Genomic DNA, 19,143 nt, shown 5'->3' on the forward strand with positions numbered 1-19,143 from the left:
AAAGGAAGTGATACCGAAATCTTAACCGACCGGGCAAGAAACGCCTCGGCCGATCAATAAGCGATCTAGGTCGACATGACCGCTGCGGGGCTGCCCGCTCGCGATTGCCATTGCCTCGTGACAGCAGGTAATGCGCCACTCAACGAGGCTCGGCGGCCATCCAGGCGCCGGATTATAACCGAACCGGCCAGGCAGATCACCGCAGCCAGCCCGACTGCAGCACACCTGCCGGCCGTATCGTCACGGCCCGCTCAAGCCGGCTGCGCGTGCAGCATGAACCAGCCGAGACACACGATACCGGCGATCACGCAGTACACGCCGAAGCTCGCCAGTCGCCCGCGCCCTTCAAAGTAACGCATCAGGAAGCGCACGCTGAGATACGCGGCAATCGCCGTCAGCACGCCGCCGAGCAGCGCGTCGCCAAGCTGACCCGGCGCATGAAACAGCTTCGGCAATTCGAGGATGCCGGCCGCAAAAATGATCGGCGTGCCGAGCAGGAACGAAAACTCCGCCGCCTTCTCCGCGCTCAGACCGGCCGCGTTGCCGGCGATCATGGTCAAACCGCTGCGCGAAAAGCCCGGAATCAGTGCGCCGATTTGCGCCAGTCCGACAAAGAACGCCTGGCGAAACGTCAGCTTTTCCGGCCCGTAATGGGAGCGCGAGCGCTGCAGACGGTCGCCGAACCACAACAGCACCCCATTGACGATCAGCGCAATCGCCACGATGCGCAGATCGTGGAACAGCAGCTCAAGTCGCTTTTCGAGCACGAGGCCCACCAGACCGGCCGGAATCGTGCCGATGATTAACGCCCACATCATGTGGCCGTCGTCGTTGCGGCGCCCGCCAAGCGAGGCGAAGAAGCCGCCGATCAGCGCGACCCAGCGCTTGCGGAAGTACCACAGGAGCGCGAGCGCCGTGCCCAGATGCAGCGCGACGAGGAACGGCAGCAACTGCGGCGCATGCTCGTCGATATGCATGCCGAACAGCGCGGGCACGAGCAGCGTATGACCGAGACTGCTCACGGGGAATAATTCGGTGACGCCCTGCAGCACGCTCAGAAAAATCAGAAACGACAAGCTCACGCGGCGGTCCTTTTAGTGAGTGAAAAATCAAGGAGCAGCACGCCGGCCTGTTGGAACCGACGCCTGGAAGCGCACCGATTATGCCTGGCCGCTATGGCACCGCCAAGCATTTGAACCGCGTTTCAAGAAATTTTGATGCATTGCGCCACAACTCGAAACGGTTGTTACGCCGCGGCAAGCCCTCTGCTGCGCCCAGGGGCGGCAAACCGGTGGAAGTGACCGACAGGGAGAAACCGCGTCGCAGAATAGCGGCGCGGCGAGTATCGAAAGGAAAGGAAAGAGGGACGCTTAACGTCCGAGCAGGTAGAAAAAGTACACCGTGCTGACGGCAAACGTGCCGAACAGCGCGACGCCCATTGCCATTGCAAGATCCATGACGCCTCCAGAAGCAGGTCAGGCCCGACGTCTGGAACGACCGGGCGGCCAGACGGATTATCGTTACGCGGACCCATGGCGCGAACCCGTAATTGCCCGAAAGGGTTTCCCCGTAGGCCAAAGCGGCGCAAAATCCACCTCGTGCCGCCCTATTGGGGCTCGGCGCATCGTCCATCGCTCCCACTGCTTCCACACCGCTTCCAACCAGACCGCCCAACATGGCCCAATTCCAGCATCAGGACATCATTGAGATCGCGCAAGGCGCTTCGCTGCTGCGCGTCGCGCCGCAAGCCGGCGGCCGGCTACTGTCGTGGCATATCGACGGCCAGCAGGTGATTCACTGGCCCGACGTGGCCGACTGGAGCCAGCCCGCGAGAATCCGCGGCGGCAATCCGCTGCTGTTTCCGTTTCTCGGGCGCCATCGCGTCGACGGTCAGATCGGCCGCTGGCGCGATGCCTCCGGCACGGTGCGCGATTTGCCCATGCACGGCTTCGCGCGCGATCTGCCGTTCGTGGCCACGGTCGAACCCGCCGCAACGACGGCGGGCGCCGGCGCCGATGCAAGCGCCACCTTGCGCATGACCCTCACGGACAGCGACGCCACCCACGCCGGCTATCCGTTCGGGTTCCGCTTCGAAGCGCTGTACCGGCTCGCCGACGCTCACACGCTCGACGTCGAACTGACGACCGTCAACACCGGCACCGCCGCACTGCCCTACTACGCCGGCCATCATTTCTACTTTTCGCTGCCGCACGCACAGCGCAGCGAGACGGTGCTGGAGTTGCCGCGTACCCAGCGCCGCTATCAACAGCCCGACGGCTCGATCAGCGCTCCCGAAACCGGCGAGCCGCGCTACACGCTCGACGAAGCTCGCATTCTCGATCGTTTCCACTGTCTCGAGGGCGTGCCCGACCAACCGGTCCGGCTCGTGGCACCCGGTCTGAATCGCACGATCACTCTCGACCTGCAACGACCCGGCTCGTTAACGTGGTACGCGGTCACCACGTGGACCGAAGCGGCCGATTCGGACTTCTACTGCATCGAGCCGTGGCTCGGCCTGCCCGACGCAATCCACAACGGCCTCGGCCTGCGCTGGCTCGAACCGGGCCAGACGGAGACAGCGGCACTGCGCATCAGCGTCGGCGCCCTGCGCTGATTCGTCACACAAGACCGTCCGCGCACCGCGGCACGGTCTTGACGCGCCCGCCGCAGCGCCTGCCCGGCGCCCTCCCGTTTCGCGTGCTGCGCTGCAAAACCGTTAGAATCCAACGTTTTTGCCCTTCTGTCGCGTGGTTGGGATCGGCGCGCGGCAGCGCTCTGCGAGGTCCAATGTTGGGAACAAGAAGAATGAAACGGCTCGCGTGCGTGTCGTTGCTCGGCATGCTCGCCGCATGCGGGTCTGCGCCAGTCGGTCCGGGGTTTTATCGCGTCGAGCGCGGCGATACCGTGTCGAAGATCGCCCGCAACAACCGGCAGTCGGTGCAGAGCATCGTGCGCTGGAACAATCTGTCGAATCCGGACGGCATCGAGGTCGGCCAGGTGCTGCGCGTCGCGCCGCCGGGCGGTTCCGCGCCGGTGACGGCCGCCACGGCAGGCGGTAGCGCCCGTAGCGGCAGCCGCGGCAGCGCCTCCGCTTCACCGGCCCCGCGCGGCGCCCAGGATGATGTGTCGCCGTCCGCCGCGCCGGCCAGCTCGATTCCGCTGATCTGGCCGGTCAACGGCACGGTGATCCGGCGCTTCGACGGTTCGAACTCGAAAGGTATCGATATTGCCGCCAGTGCGGGCACGCCTGTCGTCGCGGCGGCCGGCGGCACGGTCGTGTACGCCGGCAATGGCTTGCGCGGCTACGGTAACCTGCTGATCCTCAAGCACAATGCGGACTATCTGACCGCGTATGCGCATAACCGCGTGCTGCTCGTGAAAGAAGGCCAGAGCGTTACGCAAGGCGAGAAAATCGCCGAGATGGGCGACACTGACTCGGATCGCGTGATGCTCCATTTCGAATTGCGCTATGAAGGCCGCTCGATCGATCCATCCCGCGCGCTACCGGCACGCTAATTGCGACTGCGCTGGGTTGACGACTGCATCGCACGGGAACCTCGGCGTCCGCGCATGCTCCATCTGATATCGGACTTGGCGAGCCGCCGGGTCCGCCCCCAATCTGTAAGGAGCCTCCCATGAAATCTGGCTGGACCGCAACGGCCGTTGCCGTGGTGGCAAGCTGCGCCGCGCTGACGCTCGCGAGCCTCGGCGGCTGCGCCAGTTCCACCAAAATGACCTACCTGCCGAGTGGCGACACCGGCTTTGCCATCAATTGCAGCGGCAGCGATGCCAGCGAAAGCTGGGCCGAATGCTACAAACGCGCGGGCGAAGTGTGCGGTTCGTACGGCTACGACGTGATCTCGAAAGACGTCGACAATGGCGCCACTTCCGGCGGGACAGTAGGCGGCATTTTCGGCGCTAACGTGAAAAACCGCTCAATGGTCGTTCGCTGCAAGCAATAGCGCGGAAGGCAAGACGTAAGCCAGATGTAACTTCGCGTTTAATGTGAATTAACGCGGAATTATCCGCATCAAATGCAATATTCATAATCAAGAAAAAAAGCCCGGCTCGAGGGCCGGGCTAACGGGGGTTCGGCGCATATCGGCAAAGGACCGGTTCACCATGCGCCAGTACGGAATCTATCAACGCACCCAGACCCGCGCAATCGGTTAATTACCGGAATAATGTGAGTCTGCGCACGGAATACGCAATTCGTGAACCTAAAATAGGGAAATAACCCGAATAAATCGCGTTAAATGAAGCAAACCAGTGACTGTTCGCAGACGGCAGAAGGTGCCGCTCAAATACGCTCAAATCGTTACTACGCCTGCCTTATATGACAATGGTGCAGCACGGCAATTTCGACAGAAGCCGCTGATAACTGTCAAATCTTAATACACATTTCCGGTGATTATTGTGATTCGCGAAACTTGGTGCGAAAGCGCACTCTTCCGCATAGTTAATCACAAAACCGCTTCACTGCCGCGCCATGCTTTCATCATATCTTTATATTCATTCGCGCCGTGCGGAGCATTTTATCTGTTAGCTATTTCACAATAAAAACGTTGAATGATCGGTTCCGCACATTCGAAAACGGCATGACCTGACACGGCGGGCTCAGACGAATGACACCGGCAGCAAGGTGTCATTTGCCTTGCCCGGAATCACGGGATCAGAGCACACGCAACCCCAGTTCGGTCACCAGCACAGCGGCCTGCTGATGCGAGATCGTTGCGCCCTTGAATAGCCCCGCGTCGACCAGACGCACGCCGCTCAGATCGACGAGGCGCAGGTCGGCGCCATCGAAGCGCGCGCCCTTGAGATTGGCATCCTTGAGGCTGCCGCCTTCGAAGATCGCCTCGCGGAAATCGGTACCGGCCAGATCGGCATCGGAGAAATCGAGTTCCTGCAGCGTGGCTTTGCGAAACGACAAGCCTCGCAGATACGCGCCGATCAGCAATGTTTCGACAAAGCTCAAACCCAGCGCACCGCAATCCTCGAAGTTCGCGCCGGTCAGCTTGCAGCCGTTGTAGCTCACCGAGGCAAGCTTGGCGCGACGCCAGTTCGTATTGTTGAGGTCACTGGATTGAAACACTGCGTCGACGAGGTCCGCAGAAGCGAAATCCGCCTGCCTTGCGCGGCAGCGCAGCCAGCGGCTTTGCGTCAATGCTGCGCCGAAAAACGAAGTTTCGACGATCGTGCAACGATGAAACTCGGCACCGCGCAGATCGAGCCGCGACAGATCCGCGCCCTCGAAATCGCAGTCTTCGAAACGTAACGGCTGCTGGTGGGCGCCGAGCAACTGCTGCACGTCTTCGCGTGCGAGCGTCGCCTCGGCGACGGTGTGAACGCCGCTGGCCGGCGTCGTGGAATTGAGCGACATGAAAAAGCTGATCCTGTTCGAACCGGGGTGAACCGGAGCCGTGGACCGTGACAGTCCGATGGAATAATAGAAAGCGAGCGCCAATCAGGCGCAAAATGCCAGGCATGCCGGAACCGGCCGCAGCCGCAGCGGACCTGCTCCGATGGTTTATAGTAACGCCCGCCGATCAGCAACCCCTCTATTCCGATGACCTCGAACGAAGCCGCCCACAGTCCGCTCTACCTCTCGCTGCTTGCGGAAACCGCGCAGATCGGCTGGCCGGAGCTCGAGCGCTTCTTCGCCCGCGGAATTCTGCTGCATGTCGCACGCGATCTCGATCTGGTGAGCGTCGCCGAAGCCATCGCCAGCGACGATACAACGCAGGTCACCCAGTGGCTCTCATCCGGCCTGGTCGAACGGATTCAGGCCGAAACTGCCGCAGATTTCGCCGCACGCGATCCAGATCTCTGGGCGGTGGTCGTATCGCCCTGGGTCTGCGTGCAGGAACGCGGCTGAGCGAGCCCCTGAGCTAGGCCGGCAAGCGCTGCGGATTTCAGTTACGGGTTGAAACAAGCGCATACATATCGCGCGGGCCGCGCATCCTAGAATGGAGTCAGCCCGTGCTCTCCGCGCGAACAGTCTGCGCGGGTCAGAAGTGCCGGCGTGCCCGCGCCGGCGCTTCGCCACTCCCCCATCGCCCACAGGTCACTGCGGCGCAGCTTGCTTCGACGCAGGTTGCGGCATAACCGATGTGTCGGGTGTATCCAGCATGGACGGCGGACGGTCGTCGGTCGGCACGCCGTGATAGTCAGGCGGGTCTTTTGGGGGCGCATGGTGGCCGGTGGCGGGATCGTTCGAGCAACCCGCGAGGGCCGCCGCAGCAAGGACAATCAGAAGGACGCGATTCATAGACTCTCAAAATGGTACGTAACAACGCATACGCGAACGCAGACGCGCCAAGAGTCTACCTGCAAAGCCCGCAGCACCGCAGCGGCGCTTCCCGTGCCGCCGCGTCATGCGTTCCGCACACCCCGTTTCGCGAAGTCTGACCTACTATGTACCCATGGCTGCAAACGTCGAAGGAGGCTGCCATGGACACTGAATCGATCGCGGGTTTCATCGGGCTCGGCATTGGCCTGCTCGTGCTGATAGGTTTGTCGATCTTCGAATCGCGCGCCTACCGGCATGAACACAACGGTGAAGGGATGATGCACCACTGGTTGTCCGAGCATCACGTGCTCAACCGGATAAGGCGCAGGCATTAAACCCGGATAGCATCGCGGCACCTGCGCCGCGCGCCTTGCAACGACCCTCCGGTCATTGCTCTCCGCTGCGAGGCAGCTGAACCTGCGCAGCATGGAGCAGCGTTGCTGCTTGCGGCAAGCACGCCTTGGATTCCGGGCGTGCAAATCCCCCCTTCCATTGAGCTGAATCGCTGCAATCCGCGTCCAGGCGGCTGCAGCGGATGCGCCGCGCTTACACGCCGGCCTTCGCCAGCACCACGATCGACACGCCCAACGCCTCGTTTTGCGTATCCTCATTGCGATACGAATGCGGCACATGGCCCGGAAAAGCGAGGACATCGCCCGTATCGAGTCCATGCCGTTCGCCCGCCACGAAAATCGCGACTCTTCCTCCAATGCAGGTGAAATATTCGCGCGTGCCGGGCAGATGCGGCGTACCGCGCATGTAGGCGCCCGGCGCGAAGGCCATGGTTTCGAGAATGCCGTCCGGCATTGGCTCCGGAACCAGCGGGCGGATCGTCAGGCCATTGCCGCGATTTTGCGCGGAGATGTCGTCGACAGACCATTTGCGCACCTTGGCGCGCGGCGAGGCGAGCAACTCGTCGAGCGGGGCGGCGAGTGCGCCCGCTACTTTCATCAGCACCGCGAGCGAAGGATTGCCCTCGCCCGATTCCAGATTCGCGACCGTCGAGCGCGGCACGCCCGACGCCTTGGCGAGTCCCTCCTGCGTCAGCGCGCGGGCATGCCGTAACGCCACCAGATTGCGCGCCAGATGCTGGGCCGCGTGTGCCGTGTCTGGTGCGGTCTCACGAGCGAGTTCGTAAGCGGTCTCGTCCATCGTATCGACTTTCTGACAAGGAGTTGGACATCGCACTCGGCCGTGCGGCGTGGGGTTCCTATTATCGGGCCATCGAGACAGCCCAGGTAAAGCGATCGTCTCGCCCTGAACCGGAGAACCCGCATGAAAACCCCTCACAAGAGTCTGCATGGCATCCGCGTCGCGCTCACAGGCGGCACTTCGGGACTCGGTCTCGCCTTGCTGGACGAACTGCTGGCGCGCGGGGCGAGCGTCGCCTTCGTGGCACGTCATCAGCAGCGCGTAGCGGAGGTGGCGGCGGCACGTTCACGGGTGGTGGGTATCGTTGGCGATATCGCCGACAAGCAGGACATCTATCCGCTCGCGACGCAGATCAACGGTCTGCTCGGCGGCGTCGACGTGCTGGTGAACAATGCCTCGGCGCTCGGACCTGTGCCGCTTGCACTGCTTGGCGACACCGAATGCGAGGACTTCGAGACAGCGCTCGCGACCAACCTGCTCGGACCTTTTCGCCTCACGCGCGCCTTGCTCGGGTCTCTCGCCGCCGCGGCCCGCGAACGCGGCGGCGCAGTCGTGCTGAACGTCTCGAGCGACGCGGCCGTCGAACCGTATCCGACGTGGGGCGCGTACGGCGCCAGCAAGGCCGCGCTGCGGCATCTGAGCTGCATCTGGGACAAGGAGTTGACCACGCAGCGCGTGCGCGTGCTGTCGCTCGATCCCGGGGACATGGACACGCCGCTTCACGCACTCGCCGCGCCCGGCGACGACCCCGCGCATCTGAAGCACCCGGCCGACGCAGCCCGCGAATTCGCCGATGCCATCGAAGCGGCCTTGCAGGCGCTGCGGCAATCCGTCGACGAGACCCTCGTCACCGAGGGAGGCCCAGCATGACAATGCGCGCTGCCACCTTGCCGCTTCAACGCCCACACGACGCCCGGCTGCTGGTGATCGATCCGCGTGGACACATCGCGCATCGTCCGCGTAGCGTGTTCACGGATTTGCTGCGAGCGGGCGACTGCGTCATCGCGAACGACGCGGCAACCCTGCCGGCCAGCCTGCGCGGCATCCATTGCGGCAGCGGCGCGCCCATTGAGATCCGCCTCGCGGGACGTGCGTCGCTTGCTCCCCACGACGTCCAACGCTTTACCGCGGTGGTGTTCGGTGCGGGCGACTTCCACACGCCGACCGAAGCGCGTCTCGCTCCCCCGGCCCTCGCACCGGGCGACCATCTGACGCTCGGGATTCTCACCGCCAGCATCGTGCGCATGCTGGATCATCCGCGTCTGGTCGAACTGCAGTTCGACGGCGACGCGGTCCACATCTGGCGCGCCTTGGCCGAACAGGGCAAGCCTGTTCAGTACTCGCATGTGCCCGACCCGCTCGCCCTGTGGGACGTCTGGACGCCGATCGCAGCGCAGCCGGTGGCGTTCGAACCACCGTCGGCGAGTTTCGTACTCGACTGGCATACCGTCGAGAAGCTGCATGCACGCGGCGTCCCGTTTGCGACGCTGACACATGCAGCAGGGTTGTCATCCACCGGCGATGCGGCACTCGATCGCCGCCTGCCCTTCGACGAGCCCTACCGGATTTCCGCGGCCACTGTTGCGCTGATCGCGACGACCCGCGCACGGCACGGGCGTGTCGTGGCAATCGGCACGACCGTGGTGCGGGCGCTGGAGCATGCGGCTAGCAGCGACGGTATCGTGCGCGCGGGCGAAGGCGTCGCGACGCAGCGGATCGGACCGCAGACGAAGTTGCGCGTCGTCGATGCGCTCGTGTCCGGCACGCACGAGCCGGATACGAGCCACTACAGCTTGTTGCGCGCGTTCACCGATACCGTGACGTTGACGAAGGCAAGCGAGGAACTCGAATCGCATCGCTATCGCACGCATGAATTTGGCGATTCGGTGTGGATCGAGCGACGCGCCTGCACACTGCAAGATGGGCCGAGACATTCGAACGATGCACGCGAGCGCGAGCAAGATTTCACGTGCTGAACGCGCGGCGGGCAAGCAGGGATTTTAGATTTTTCTCATTTGGAGATTGACGACCATAGGTCTGACAAGATATGATCTTTGATTCGTCGGAGCGTAGCGCAGCCTGGTAGCGCATCTGATTTGGGATCAGAGGGTCGTAGGTTCGAATCCTATCGCTCCGACCACGGAATCAAAGGGTTACACGTTTCGGCGTGTAACCCTTTTTCTTTTGTCTTTTACCTTTTGGCTTCGGCCTGCTCCAATCGCAGTCCGCCCCACGCCAACACTAACCATCGCGAAACGCCGCGTCCCAAAAGACAATCGTCCCGCTATTGCCTGACACGGCGATAGCGGGACGATTCAGAAAGCGAGGTCGCGCAGAGGATACTGCGCGCTCAGCGGGCGATGCCAGCAACTGGATAAGTCACTAGCGCCTCGCCCATCTGACTGGGTCAATGACCGGCGTAAATCGAACGCGAGCCGGTGAATGCCGCGGCCGGAGCACCCGATGCCGATGACCCGCTCACGACACCACCGACACCGCTCGTCGAGCCATTCTGAGCAGAAACACGCGCTTCAGCGGCCTGAATCTGATCAGGGTAGCTGGCATGATCACCACTCGGGCGATAGCCGGCCTGTTCGAGTTGAGCCAGTTGGCTGCGCACTTCGGCGCGCGTTACGGGCTGGTTCGACTGGGCGAACGAAGCGATCGGGGCGGAAAGAACAACAGCAATAGCAACAGCCTTGACAAGTGAGTTCATGATAACGACCTCCAGCGATTGTTTTGGACGGCGCTGCAAACGTGTTCGTGTGCAGCCACTGATGTCAGTGTAGGAAGATGAAGACCTAGGGTAAATACCTAAGTTTTGAAATCACTTTTCTGGGAAACCTCACAATCGAGCGCTCGCGGTTTGCCGCTGGAGGAGCGGGCGTTCCGTTGGGTACAAAAACTGCTGCCGTTTCGTCGGCATCTTTAACGGGTATTTTTTGCGGAGCAAACTATGAAGAAGATCTGTATCGCTGTGGTGGTTGCTGCTTCAACGCTATGTGCGGCAACATCGGCATTCGCCGACGAATACCATCATCATCATTGCCATTGGGAATGGCACCATCACCATCACGTCAAGGTCTGCCACTGAGCGATGGCGACTTGAGCCATACACGGCGATCCATACGGGTCGTCGTAGCGGGTTGCGGGTTGCGGGTTGCGGGTTGCGGGTTGCGGGTTGCGGGTTGCGGGTTGCGGGTTGCGGGTTGCTGCGAAATCGCCCAACTCGCCAATTCCTATTACGACAATCGAGACAAGCGGCGTAAAAAGACCTACACTTTTTGGGCAAGCGTTACCCTGCGGTATGCGCAAGCAAACAGTGGAGGTCAAGCATGACTGCGCCGCAAAAAGTTTATGGTTTGACGCTGAAGCCTCACGTCAAGATTCCCTCGCGCAAGTTCATCGAAACGCCCGCCTCCGAAGCACGACCTGACCTGTTGGAAGCCGTTCGCCGAGCGGTGGTCGAGCAGCGCGACCTCGCGGAGCGAGCGTCCCCGCGATAAACCCGTTCCCCATGAATTGACTGCAGCCCGCCGCGAGCGGGCTTTTGCGCATGGACGGTGTGCTGCCGAGCGGAGAGATAACGCAACTCGTCGTGTCGCGCGCGAAGATCGCCACAATGCCGTTTAGATGCAGCGCACGCCAGGGTTGGATCAGTCGCGCCGCTTCTGACGGCTGACGCTGCGAAGGGCAAGTCCGCCCATGATGGCGCCGGCAATTCCCGCAAGCGCGCCCACGATGCCCGCAATGATCGCCACGTAACCGGTCCAGTCTGTCTCCGGCGCCTTGGCGGGCGCTGCCGTTACGATAGGCGCAGCAGCGGAAGCGGCAGCGGCAGCGACAGTCGCTGCGACCGGCGCAGGCGCAGGTGCCGATGGAAGCGGTGAAGCGGTGATCGTCGGCGTGGCCACGCTCGATACCGACGCCGACGGCCCAGGCGTCGCATACAGCCCTTGCGCCAGTGCCATCGACGCGGCGGGCGTGTCCCGTGCGATATCAGCGGCCAGTGCAGCGCCGCCATGCAGCGCTGCCACGAGCGGGAGCAACCGGCACCACTGCCGTGATATGCCCGGATTCGCCGCATGCGGCGTGATGGGCGAGACATGTTTCAGGGACCGGCAGGCAATGGTCGATGTGCGGGCCATCCGGCCACTCCCGTGAAAATCTGATCGGACGATTGTAACGGCTACCCGATCTATGCGCGGTCACGTCGGTCGATGCCCTATATGCAATTGGCCCGCTATAGCGCACGTGCGCAATAGCGGGCCAATCGATTCAACAGAGAGCATGCATGCCGCGGCTCAGGGCCGCCACGACATCGCTGCACCGTCTGCTTTAGTGACCGGAGTAGATCGAACGCGAGCCACTCGACACCGAAATCGCAGGAACGCGAGCACCGGAATCCGACGAGCCGCTGACCGCACCACCCACACCGCTCGTCGCAGCGTTTTGTGCAGCAACGCGTGCTTCCGCTGCCTGGATGTCCACCGGATACGTGGCATCGTCGTTAGCGCCGGGGTTGTAGCCGGCCTTTTCAAGCTGGATCAGTTGGTTGCGCACTTCGGCGCGCGTCAACGGCTGATTCGATTGGGCGAATGAAGCAACCGGAGCAGCGATAACCACAGCGAGGACCACAGCCTTGATGAGCGAATTCATGATGACGACCTCCAGAGATTGTTTTTAACAGTGCTGCAAGCAGGTTTGTGTGCAGCCGCTAAGAACAGTCTAGAGAGCGAGAACCCCAGGGTAAATACCTAAGTTATGAAATCACTGTTCTCGTTCGTCTCACAATCGGATTCGGCGGGAATCGCTGAGATACACATGGGATAGCAATGCGCTTTGATCGCTGGGCGCAGGCGTGGGGGCGGCCCTGCCATGCCGCGGCGGCGCGTAGTCAGCCAGTGGGGTAACGCCCCGTCAAGGCGGCCTTTACAGCCCGCACGGGGGGGCGTGGCGGCGTTGGTTAACGCCAATCAGGGGCGAGTATCGCCCCTCTCATCGTGATCGGGCCCGTCAATGCCTCGGCTGACTGAACTCATACAGCCGACGACGCTGCATCTCGCCAATCACACGCTTGCGCGCAGACTCGCGTCGATAGTGGCCGACCGCGAAAATCACTGCGATCAGCAAAACCGAACATCCCACAGCGGTGCCCAATACAGTCGCGTCCATGGCGGCCTCATGTCAGTCAGATGCTGCGCCAAGCCGCAGCGGCGTTCAATTACCACTCACACCAGCAACAACCTGCCCGCCATGCGCGGGCCCACCCGGCCAGCAGCCGACAACAGTAAAGCTTGCCCAGCCGGACGAGCTTTCGAGCACGTCATCCGCACCGGTTTGCGAGCGCAGATCGCCACCGGCGCCGAATCCATGCTTACTGTTCGGTACGCTGACCCGCTTGCGACGAGCCGTTTGTGCCCACGCCGAAGCTGGTCGCCTGGGCGGCCTTTTCAGCGGCCACACGGGCTTCCGCAGCCTGAATGTTTTGCGGGTAGTGATACCAGTCGTTCGGGTTGTAGCCAGCCTTCTCGACTTGAACCAGCTCGGCGCGGACTTCGGCGCGCGTCAACGGTTGGTTCGACTGCGCGATCGCGGCGAGCGGAGCAGTGATCAGCGCGACGATAACAGCGGCTTCGATAAACGACTTCATGACTACGACCTCCGGGACTTTCTTTTCTGCGGCGCCATAACCACCCTGGTTTGCGACCGATGACGAGAGTGTAAAGACAGAGCAACATAGGGTAAATACCTAGACCGCGAAAACACTGTTGCCAAAATCGTGACAATTGCGGGATAGCCATACGCGGCGGGGTTTGCCGGCTAAATCCGACCTCTTTTTGCGAACTGTTGGCTGGGCAACGTTGCTGCGAGAAGCGAATAACTAAGATGATTGCTGGCGAAATTCCCGTGAGTCAGACCATGCGCTATCCGTTCGATATCGCTGTTACCTATGCCTTACTGCTGCTCGTCATGTGCTGTGTGGTGAATCTGACTCTTTCCTGACCGATCTCTGATCCGGGCGCGTTTTCGACGCCGCCCAGCGGTCCGTGACACGCGGCGTCGCGTGTCTCATGCTCGTCTGCCGGCGCAGGCGTCGTCGACGCCTTCTGCGCCCCCTTCAAAGCCGCGCCTCGCCTGCCCGTCCCGTGCCGCATCCCGCGTGCGCCCCTGCATGCGACAACCTCACGCCAGCCGCGTAGCCCGCCTTCTTCGCCACGCCGCCTTGCTGTCATGCGTGCCCCATGCGACAGTCGTGCAACACAACGCCGCTGCCCTTTGCGTCGGCCAGGAGACAACATGAACCTGATCCTTTGGCGTCACGCCGAAGCCGAAGACACCGCCCCGACCGACCTGAGCCGCCAGTTGACCGTACGCGGGCGTAAACAGGCGCAAGCCGTGGCGAAGTGGCTGCGCGCGCGCCTCGAAGACGACGCCGTAATCCTCGCGAGTCCGGCCGTGCGCACCATTCAGACCGTCGAAAGCCTGACCGATCAGTACCGCGTGCTGCGCGAACTCGCGCCGGGCGCCCGCGCGGCTGACGTCCTCAACGCCGTCGGTTGGCCGCAAGGGATCGCGCCGACAGTCGTGGTGGTCGGCCATCAGCCCACGCTCGGTCACGTCGCGGCCCACCTGCTCGCCCAAAGCGACGCAAGCTGGCCGCTCAAAAAGGCGGGGGTATGGTGGATGACGAGTCGCGAGCGCGACGGCGACGAGCAGGTGCTGTTGCGCGCGGCAATCAGCCCCGATCTCTTGTAACCCAACGAAACGCAACCAGCGCGACGAGCTTACGGACCGTCATCGAATGGTCACGACGCTGCCATGCGAGCGTCACCGGGCGTTACTACATTGGCGAAAAAGCGCAATCCTCCTTTTTCGACAAGGAACGCCACATGCAAGATCTGCCGACGTCTTCCCTGCCGCATGCTTCGACCCTCGAGACGCGCCGCCGTCTGCCGCGCGCCGAGGAGACCGTCACTGCGCAACACCGGTTGCAGGTGGCCTGGGCTCGCACCGACGAGGAGCTTCGTGAGGCGCAGCACCTGCGCTACCGGGTCTTCGCTGACGAAATGGGTGCCCGCCTGACCGGCCCGGCAGGCCTCGACGTCGACGCCTTCGATCATTACTGCGACCATCTGCTGGTACGCGATCTCGACACGCTGAAAGTGGTCGGCACCTATCGCGCCCTGCCGCCGCATCAGGCGGCGCGCATCGGCCGACTGTATGCCGAAAGCGAGTTCGACGTCTCGCGTCTCACGCACCTGCGCCCGAAGATGGTCGAAGTGGGCCGCTCGTGCGTGCATCCGGACTACCGCAGCGGCGCCGTCATCATGTCGCTATGGGGCGGCCTCGCGTCGTACATGTTGCACAACGGCTACGAAACGATGCTGGGCTGCGCGAGCGTGGCAATGGCCGATGGCGGTCACTACGCAGCGAATCTTTACTGCGCGCTGCGCGACAGCGCCATGACCGCGCAGGAGTACCGTGCATTTCCGCACACGCCGCTGCCGGTCGACGAATTGCAAACCGGTGCGGATGTCGCGCCGCCGCCGCTCGTCAAAGGCTATCTGCGGCTCGGCGCAAAAATCTGCGGCGCGCCGGCCTGGGATCCGGACTTCAACACAGCCGACTTCCTGACCTTGCTGCGCCTGACCGAAATCAACGCGCGCTATGCACGCCACTTCCTTGGCGATGCAGTGCCGGCATAAATCAAACACGACGGGGTGAGTGCAAATAGAACAGCCCGGCCGAGCAGACGCTCGCCGGGCTGTTTGCCGATGGCTTCGCTCGACGCGAGCGCATCGGTCAGTGCTTCGTGCCGATCGTCAGTCGTCCGTATAAACGACCCGATACGGAATGCCAACCTTCTCCCATTCCGCCGCTTCCTGAATCAGGCTGTAGTCGGTCAACGGATTGTTGGCCACCCACTCCTTCGGCAAGCGCACTTCGTAGCCGTTATTGGCGCGCGTCACGGCAATCCCCGGCAGCCCGACATCCGCACGGCGCCGGCACAGCAGCGCGGCGAGGCGCAGGCAGAACAGCAGCGGCCACTCCACTTCACGCGTTTGCGACAGCTTGCCGAGTTTGCCCGCATGACCCAGCACGAGCGCGGCGAGCCGCGCCTGGTCGGTGCGCGAAAAGCCCGGCATGTCGGCGTTGCTGGCGATATAGGCCGAGTGCTTGTGATACGCGCTATGCGAGATCGACAGCCCGATCTCATGCAACGACGCAGCCCAGCTCAGGAACATCCGGTTCTCGGCACGCCGCTCGGTATCGGGTTCGCCGAACTGATCGTAGAAGCTCACTGCCAGTTCGCCAATGCGAACCGCCTGCGCGCGATCCACGCCATAGCGGCGCATGAAGCCTTCCACCGTGACCGTGCGCATATCTTCGTGCTGCGAACGGCCCAGCAGGTCGTAAAGCACGCCCAGACGCAGCGCGCCGTCGGTGGTGTCGACGTAGTCCACGCCCAGTTCGTCGAATACGGCCAGCATGATCGACAAACCGCCCGCCAGCACCGGAATGCGATCGCCCTTCAGCGCCACCAGTTTCAGGCGATTGACGTTCTCCGCCTTGATCAGGGCCCGCTTCAGGCGTTCGAGACCGCCGCGCGAAATACCGTGGGTGACGCCTGGATCGTTGAAGCCATTCGCTTCGACCAGTTCCGCGAGGGCACGGGCCGTGCCCGATGAGCCGATTGCCTGCTCCCAGCCGGTCTTCTTGTACTCGCTGGAAATGATCTGGATTTCGCGGCCGGCCGCAAGCTCGGCCTGACGCATCGTGTACTCGTCGACGTTGCCCGCAGGAAAGAACGCACGACTATGGCTCACGCAGCCGATATACAGACTTTCCATCTTGATCGGCGTGTAGTGCGAACCAATGATGAATTCAGTGGATCCGCCGCCGATATCGACCACGAGCCGCTTGCCCGGACTTGCGGGCACCGAATGTGCCGCGCCCGCGTAAATCAGCCGGGCCTCTTCGCGCCCGGCAATCACTTCAATGGGGAAGCCCAGTGCAGCCTGCGCCTCGCCGAGGAACTCGCCGGCGTTCTTGGCAATGCGCAGCGTGTTGGTGGCAACCGCGCGCACATGATCCGGGTGAAAGTCGCGCAGCCGTTCGCCGAAGCGTTTGAGCGCGTCCCAGCCACGCACCTGCGAAGCACGGTCGAGCATCTTGTCGCTCGACAGGCCCGCGGCGAGCCGCACCGGCTCGCGTAGCGCATCGACCTGGTAGATCTGGCTGCCGGCATCGGTTTCTTCGACCCGGCCCACGATCAGACGAAAGCTGTTCGAACCCAGGTCGACGGCAGCGATAAGTTGTGGAGTGTTGACCATCGATTGTGCGGACTCCATACGCGCAAGCGCAGCCCGGTTGTTGCCGGCTACGCCGTTCAAAGCCACCATTTTAAGCGTACCGGACCTCACGTTGTAACCTTCGCGGTGAATGCCTGCGTTATGGTCCCATATGCTCCCATATTCATTGCGTCATATTTACGACATGTCACTAATCCGGGGCAATGTTTATAATCAGTCAATTGTCATAAGAGCGTCATCATACTGTGAGAATTTCCGAGCGTCTTTCGCCGTCCCTTCCTGACCTTCCAATCTCACTTCCGATGTCCACCCGCTACCCTCTGCTGAACCGCGAACTGGGCATCCTGGGTTTCAACGAGCGCGTCCTGTCGCAAGCCGCCGACCCTGCCGTGCCCCTGCTCGAACGCCTGCGTTTCATCTGCATCACCAGCAGCAATCTCGACGAATTCTTCGAAGTCCGAATGGCTGGGCTGCAGGAGCAGATGCGCGACAATCCTGGCGCGCTGTCGCCGGACGGCATGTCGCTGCAGCACGTCTACGACCTCGTGGTCGAGCGTGCGCAGAAGCTCGTGCATCGCCAGTACCGCATGCTGCACGACACAGTACTCTCTGCGCTGGAACAGGAAGGCATTTATTTTCACGGCACCGAAGCGTGGAATGAAGCGCAAACCGAGTGGGCACGAAATTATTTTTTCGACGAACTGTTGCCAGTCCTGACGCCGATCGGTCTCGACCCCGCGCATCCGTTCCCACGCGTGCTCAACAAAAGCCTGAACTTTGTCGTCGAACTCGAAGGTAAGGACGCCTTCGGACGTCAGGCGCTGATGGGCATCGTGCAGGCGCCGCGCGCGCTGCCGCGGCTCGTGCGCATGCCGCAGGAACTGTCGGGCTATCCGCACGGCTTCGTCCTGCTGAGTTCACTGCTGCAGCGCTTCGTGGGCGAGCTGTTTCCGAATCTGGTGGTGCGCGGCTGTAACCAGTTCCGCATCACGCGCAACAGCGAGCTGTTCGTCGACGAAGACGAAATCACCAATCTGCGCGTCGCGCTGCAGGGCGAATTGCCGGCGCGCCACCTGGGCAACGCCGTGCGCCTCGAAGTGTCGGCCGAAACGCCGCCGCATCTGGTGCGGCGCCTGCTCGACGAAAGCGGCCTGTCCGAGAAGGACTGCTACTTTGTCGACGGTCCCGTCAATCTGGTGCGGCTCATGCAGTTGCCGGAGATGGTGGACCGGCCCGATCTGAAGTTTGTCCCGCATATTCCGGCCATTCCGCAGCAGGTTGCCAATAGCGCGAGCCTGTTCGATGTGATCGATCAGGGCGACGTGCTGCTGCATCATCCGTACGAAAGCTTCCAGCCGGTTCTCGAACTGCTCTTGCAGGCCGCCAAAGACCCGAACGTAATGGCGATCAAGCAGACCATCTATCGCACCGGCACCGATTCGCCGCTGATGGACGCGCTGATGCAGGCCGCCCGCAACGGCAAGGAAGTGACCGTCGTAGTGGAGTTGCTGGCGCGCTTCGACGAAGAAACCAACATCAACTGGGCGGCGCAGCTCGAGGCGGTGGGCGCGCACGTCGTCTACGGCGTGGTGGGCCACAAGTGCCACGCGAAGATGATGCTGATCGTGCGGCGCGTGTCGCACAACGGCAAGATGACGCTCAAGCGCTACGCCCACCTTGGCACCGGCAACTACCATCCGCGCACCGCACGTCTTTACACCGACTTCGGCCTGATGACCGCCGACCAGAAAATCTGCGAAGACGTGCATCACGTATTCCAGCAGTTGACCGGCATCGGTGGCGAGCTGAAGCTGCATGAGCTATGGCAATCGCCGTTCACGCTGCATCCCAAGCTGGTCGAGGCGATACGTGCCGAAGCGGAACATGCGCGGGCAGGCAAGAAAGCGCGCATCGTCGCCAAGATGAATGCGCTGCTCGAACCGACTGTGATTGCCGAGTTGTACGAAGCATCGATGGCAGGCGTGAAGATCGATCTGATCGTACGCGGCGTGTGCTCATTGCAACCGGGTGTGGCGGGGCTGTCTGAGAACATCACGGTCCGCTCGATCGTCGGGCGCTTCCTCGAGCACCATCGGATCTTCTACTTCTACAACGAAGGCAAAGAAGACGTGTACCTGTCGAGCGCCGACTGGATGGACCGCAATTTCTTCCGGCGTGTCGAAGTGGCGTTTCCGATCAATAACCGCCGCCTGAAACGCCGTGTGATCGCAGAAGGTCTCTCGGCTTTCCTCGGCGACAACCAGTCCGCGTGGCTCATGCAAAGCGACGGGCACTATCGCCGCCGCCGGCCCGGCAAATCCTCGCGCAATGCGCAGATGAGTCTGCTGGGCAAGTTCTGCTCTTAAGCGCACACCTGTCGTG

Annotated in this window: 22 protein-coding genes and 1 tRNA gene; 13 read left to right on the forward strand and 10 right to left on the reverse strand. The window is 62.3% G+C overall.

The window, feature by feature from the left end; all coding sequences use genetic code 11:
• Positions 1-251: 251 nt before the first annotated feature.
• The gene (locus P3T43_RS14480; protein ID WP_429281731.1) at positions 252-1,082 is read right to left on the reverse strand and encodes an undecaprenyl-diphosphate phosphatase; all 831 of its coding nucleotides are present in this window, start codon (positions 1,080-1,082) and stop codon (positions 252-254) included.
• 593 nt (positions 1,083-1,675) lie between these two features.
• Between P3T43_RS14480 and P3T43_RS14485 the strand changes: the two genes are divergently transcribed.
• The 3 genes from P3T43_RS14485 to P3T43_RS14495 all read left to right on the forward strand — a co-directional run bounded on the left by P3T43_RS14485 (position 1,676) and on the right by P3T43_RS14495 (position 3,962).
• Complete coding sequence (locus P3T43_RS14485) at positions 1,676-2,614, forward strand: aldose epimerase (protein ID WP_429281732.1); 939 nt, start codon at positions 1,676-1,678, stop codon at positions 2,612-2,614.
• A gap of 173 nt (positions 2,615-2,787) precedes the next feature.
• Positions 2,788-3,516 carry a peptidoglycan DD-metalloendopeptidase family protein gene (locus P3T43_RS14490; protein ID WP_429281733.1) on the forward strand — a complete coding sequence of 243 codons (729 nt, stop codon included), beginning with the start codon at positions 2,788-2,790 and terminating at the stop codon, positions 3,514-3,516.
• 119 nt (positions 3,517-3,635) lie between these two features.
• Positions 3,636-3,962 (forward strand): hypothetical protein, encoded by a 327-nt coding sequence (locus tag P3T43_RS14495; protein WP_429281734.1) that lies wholly within the window; start codon positions 3,636-3,638, stop codon positions 3,960-3,962.
• Between the two features lie 710 nt (positions 3,963-4,672).
• Here the strand turns inward: P3T43_RS14495 and P3T43_RS14500 are convergent.
• A complete protein-coding gene (locus P3T43_RS14500; RefSeq protein ID WP_429281735.1) occupies positions 4,673-5,383 on the reverse strand; it encodes a pentapeptide repeat-containing protein in 711 nt (236 codons plus the stop codon).
• Between the two features lie 186 nt (positions 5,384-5,569).
• Between P3T43_RS14500 and P3T43_RS14505 the strand changes: the two genes are divergently transcribed.
• Positions 5,570-5,878 carry a DUF2288 domain-containing protein gene (locus tag P3T43_RS14505; protein ID WP_429281736.1) on the forward strand — a complete coding sequence of 103 codons (309 nt, stop codon included), beginning with the start codon at positions 5,570-5,572 and terminating at the stop codon, positions 5,876-5,878.
• A gap of 189 nt (positions 5,879-6,067) precedes the next feature.
• Here P3T43_RS14505 and P3T43_RS14510 read toward each other — a convergent pair whose 3' ends face one another.
• Positions 6,068-6,271, reverse strand: coding sequence for a lipoprotein (locus P3T43_RS14510; RefSeq protein ID WP_429281737.1), 204 nt, complete (start codon positions 6,269-6,271; stop codon positions 6,068-6,070).
• 182 nt (positions 6,272-6,453) lie between these two features.
• On the opposite strand from P3T43_RS14510, the gene P3T43_RS14515 reads away from it, so the two are divergent.
• On the forward strand, positions 6,454-6,627 hold the full coding sequence (locus P3T43_RS14515) for a hypothetical protein (protein WP_429281738.1): 174 nt from the start codon (positions 6,454-6,456) through the stop codon (positions 6,625-6,627).
• A gap of 211 nt (positions 6,628-6,838) precedes the next feature.
• On the opposite strand, the gene P3T43_RS14520 is transcribed toward P3T43_RS14515, so the two are convergent.
• Positions 6,839-7,444: a helix-turn-helix domain-containing protein gene (locus P3T43_RS14520; RefSeq protein WP_429281739.1), complete on the reverse strand. Its 606-nt coding sequence runs from the start codon at positions 7,442-7,444 to the stop codon at positions 6,839-6,841.
• 123 nt (positions 7,445-7,567) lie between these two features.
• On the opposite strand from P3T43_RS14520, the gene P3T43_RS14525 reads away from it, so the two are divergent.
• The 3 genes from P3T43_RS14525 (at position 7,568) to P3T43_RS14535 (ending at position 9,584) form a co-directional block, all read left to right on the forward strand.
• Complete coding sequence (locus tag P3T43_RS14525) at positions 7,568-8,314, forward strand: SDR family oxidoreductase (protein WP_429281740.1); 747 nt, start codon at positions 7,568-7,570, stop codon at positions 8,312-8,314.
• Positions 8,311-9,420, forward strand: a complete 1,110-nt coding sequence (locus P3T43_RS14530; RefSeq protein ID WP_429281741.1) for an S-adenosylmethionine:tRNA ribosyltransferase-isomerase — start codon at positions 8,311-8,313, stop codon at positions 9,418-9,420. The genes P3T43_RS14525 and P3T43_RS14530 overlap by 4 nt, the downstream gene beginning before the upstream one ends.
• 87 nt (positions 9,421-9,507) lie before the next feature.
• Positions 9,508-9,584: transfer RNA gene (locus P3T43_RS14535), tRNA-Pro, on the forward strand.
• Positions 9,585-9,851: 267 nt separating this feature from the next.
• Here P3T43_RS14535 and P3T43_RS14540 read toward each other — a convergent pair.
• Entirely contained in the window at positions 9,852-10,160 is a 309-nt protein-coding gene (locus tag P3T43_RS14540; RefSeq protein WP_429281926.1) for a DUF4148 domain-containing protein, read from the reverse strand.
• A gap of 240 nt (positions 10,161-10,400) precedes the next feature.
• Between P3T43_RS14540 and P3T43_RS14545 the strand changes: the two genes are divergently transcribed.
• Complete coding sequence (locus P3T43_RS14545; protein ID WP_429281742.1) at positions 10,401-10,538, forward strand: hypothetical protein; 138 nt, start codon at positions 10,401-10,403, stop codon at positions 10,536-10,538.
• Between the two features lie 241 nt (positions 10,539-10,779).
• Positions 10,780-10,950 carry a hypothetical protein gene (locus P3T43_RS14550; RefSeq protein WP_429281743.1) on the forward strand — a complete coding sequence of 57 codons (171 nt, stop codon included), beginning with the start codon at positions 10,780-10,782 and terminating at the stop codon, positions 10,948-10,950.
• 150 nt (positions 10,951-11,100) lie between these two features.
• Here the strand turns inward: P3T43_RS14550 and P3T43_RS14555 are convergent, their stop codons facing one another.
• From P3T43_RS14555 to P3T43_RS14570, 4 genes are all read right to left on the reverse strand, one after another.
• On the reverse strand, positions 11,101-11,592 hold the full coding sequence (locus P3T43_RS14555; RefSeq protein WP_429281744.1) for a hypothetical protein: 492 nt from the start codon (positions 11,590-11,592) through the stop codon (positions 11,101-11,103).
• A gap of 190 nt (positions 11,593-11,782) precedes the next feature.
• Positions 11,783-12,103, reverse strand: coding sequence for a DUF4148 domain-containing protein (locus P3T43_RS14560; protein ID WP_429281745.1), 321 nt, complete (start codon positions 12,101-12,103; stop codon positions 11,783-11,785).
• A gap of 357 nt (positions 12,104-12,460) precedes the next feature.
• Positions 12,461-12,619, reverse strand: coding sequence for a hypothetical protein (locus P3T43_RS14565; RefSeq protein WP_429281746.1), 159 nt, complete (start codon positions 12,617-12,619; stop codon positions 12,461-12,463).
• Between the two features lie 202 nt (positions 12,620-12,821).
• Positions 12,822-13,097: a DUF4148 domain-containing protein gene (locus tag P3T43_RS14570; RefSeq protein ID WP_429281747.1), complete on the reverse strand. Its 276-nt coding sequence runs from the start codon at positions 13,095-13,097 to the stop codon at positions 12,822-12,824.
• A 647-nt stretch (positions 13,098-13,744) separates the two neighbouring features.
• Between P3T43_RS14570 and sixA the strand changes: the two genes are divergently transcribed.
• On the forward strand, positions 13,745-14,203 hold the full coding sequence (sixA, locus tag P3T43_RS14575) for a phosphohistidine phosphatase SixA (protein ID WP_429281748.1): 459 nt from the start codon (positions 13,745-13,747) through the stop codon (positions 14,201-14,203).
• A 134-nt stretch (positions 14,204-14,337) separates the two neighbouring features.
• Entirely contained in the window at positions 14,338-15,153 is an 816-nt protein-coding gene (locus P3T43_RS14580; RefSeq protein WP_429281749.1) for a GNAT family N-acetyltransferase, read from the forward strand.
• A gap of 117 nt (positions 15,154-15,270) precedes the next feature.
• Here P3T43_RS14580 and ppx read toward each other — a convergent pair whose 3' ends face one another.
• Positions 15,271-16,851, reverse strand: a complete 1,581-nt coding sequence (gene ppx, locus P3T43_RS14585) for an exopolyphosphatase (RefSeq protein WP_429281750.1) — start codon at positions 16,849-16,851, stop codon at positions 15,271-15,273.
• Between the two features lie 212 nt (positions 16,852-17,063).
• On the opposite strand from ppx, the gene ppk1 reads away from it, so the two are divergent.
• Positions 17,064-19,127, forward strand: coding sequence for a polyphosphate kinase 1 (gene ppk1, locus P3T43_RS14590; protein WP_429281751.1), 2,064 nt, complete (start codon positions 17,064-17,066; stop codon positions 19,125-19,127).
• Positions 19,128-19,143: the final 16 nt, after the last annotated feature.

It is taken from the genome of Paraburkholderia sp. GAS41 (assembly GCF_050436545.1).
GTDB lineage: Bacteria > Pseudomonadota > Gammaproteobacteria > Burkholderiales > Burkholderiaceae > Paraburkholderia.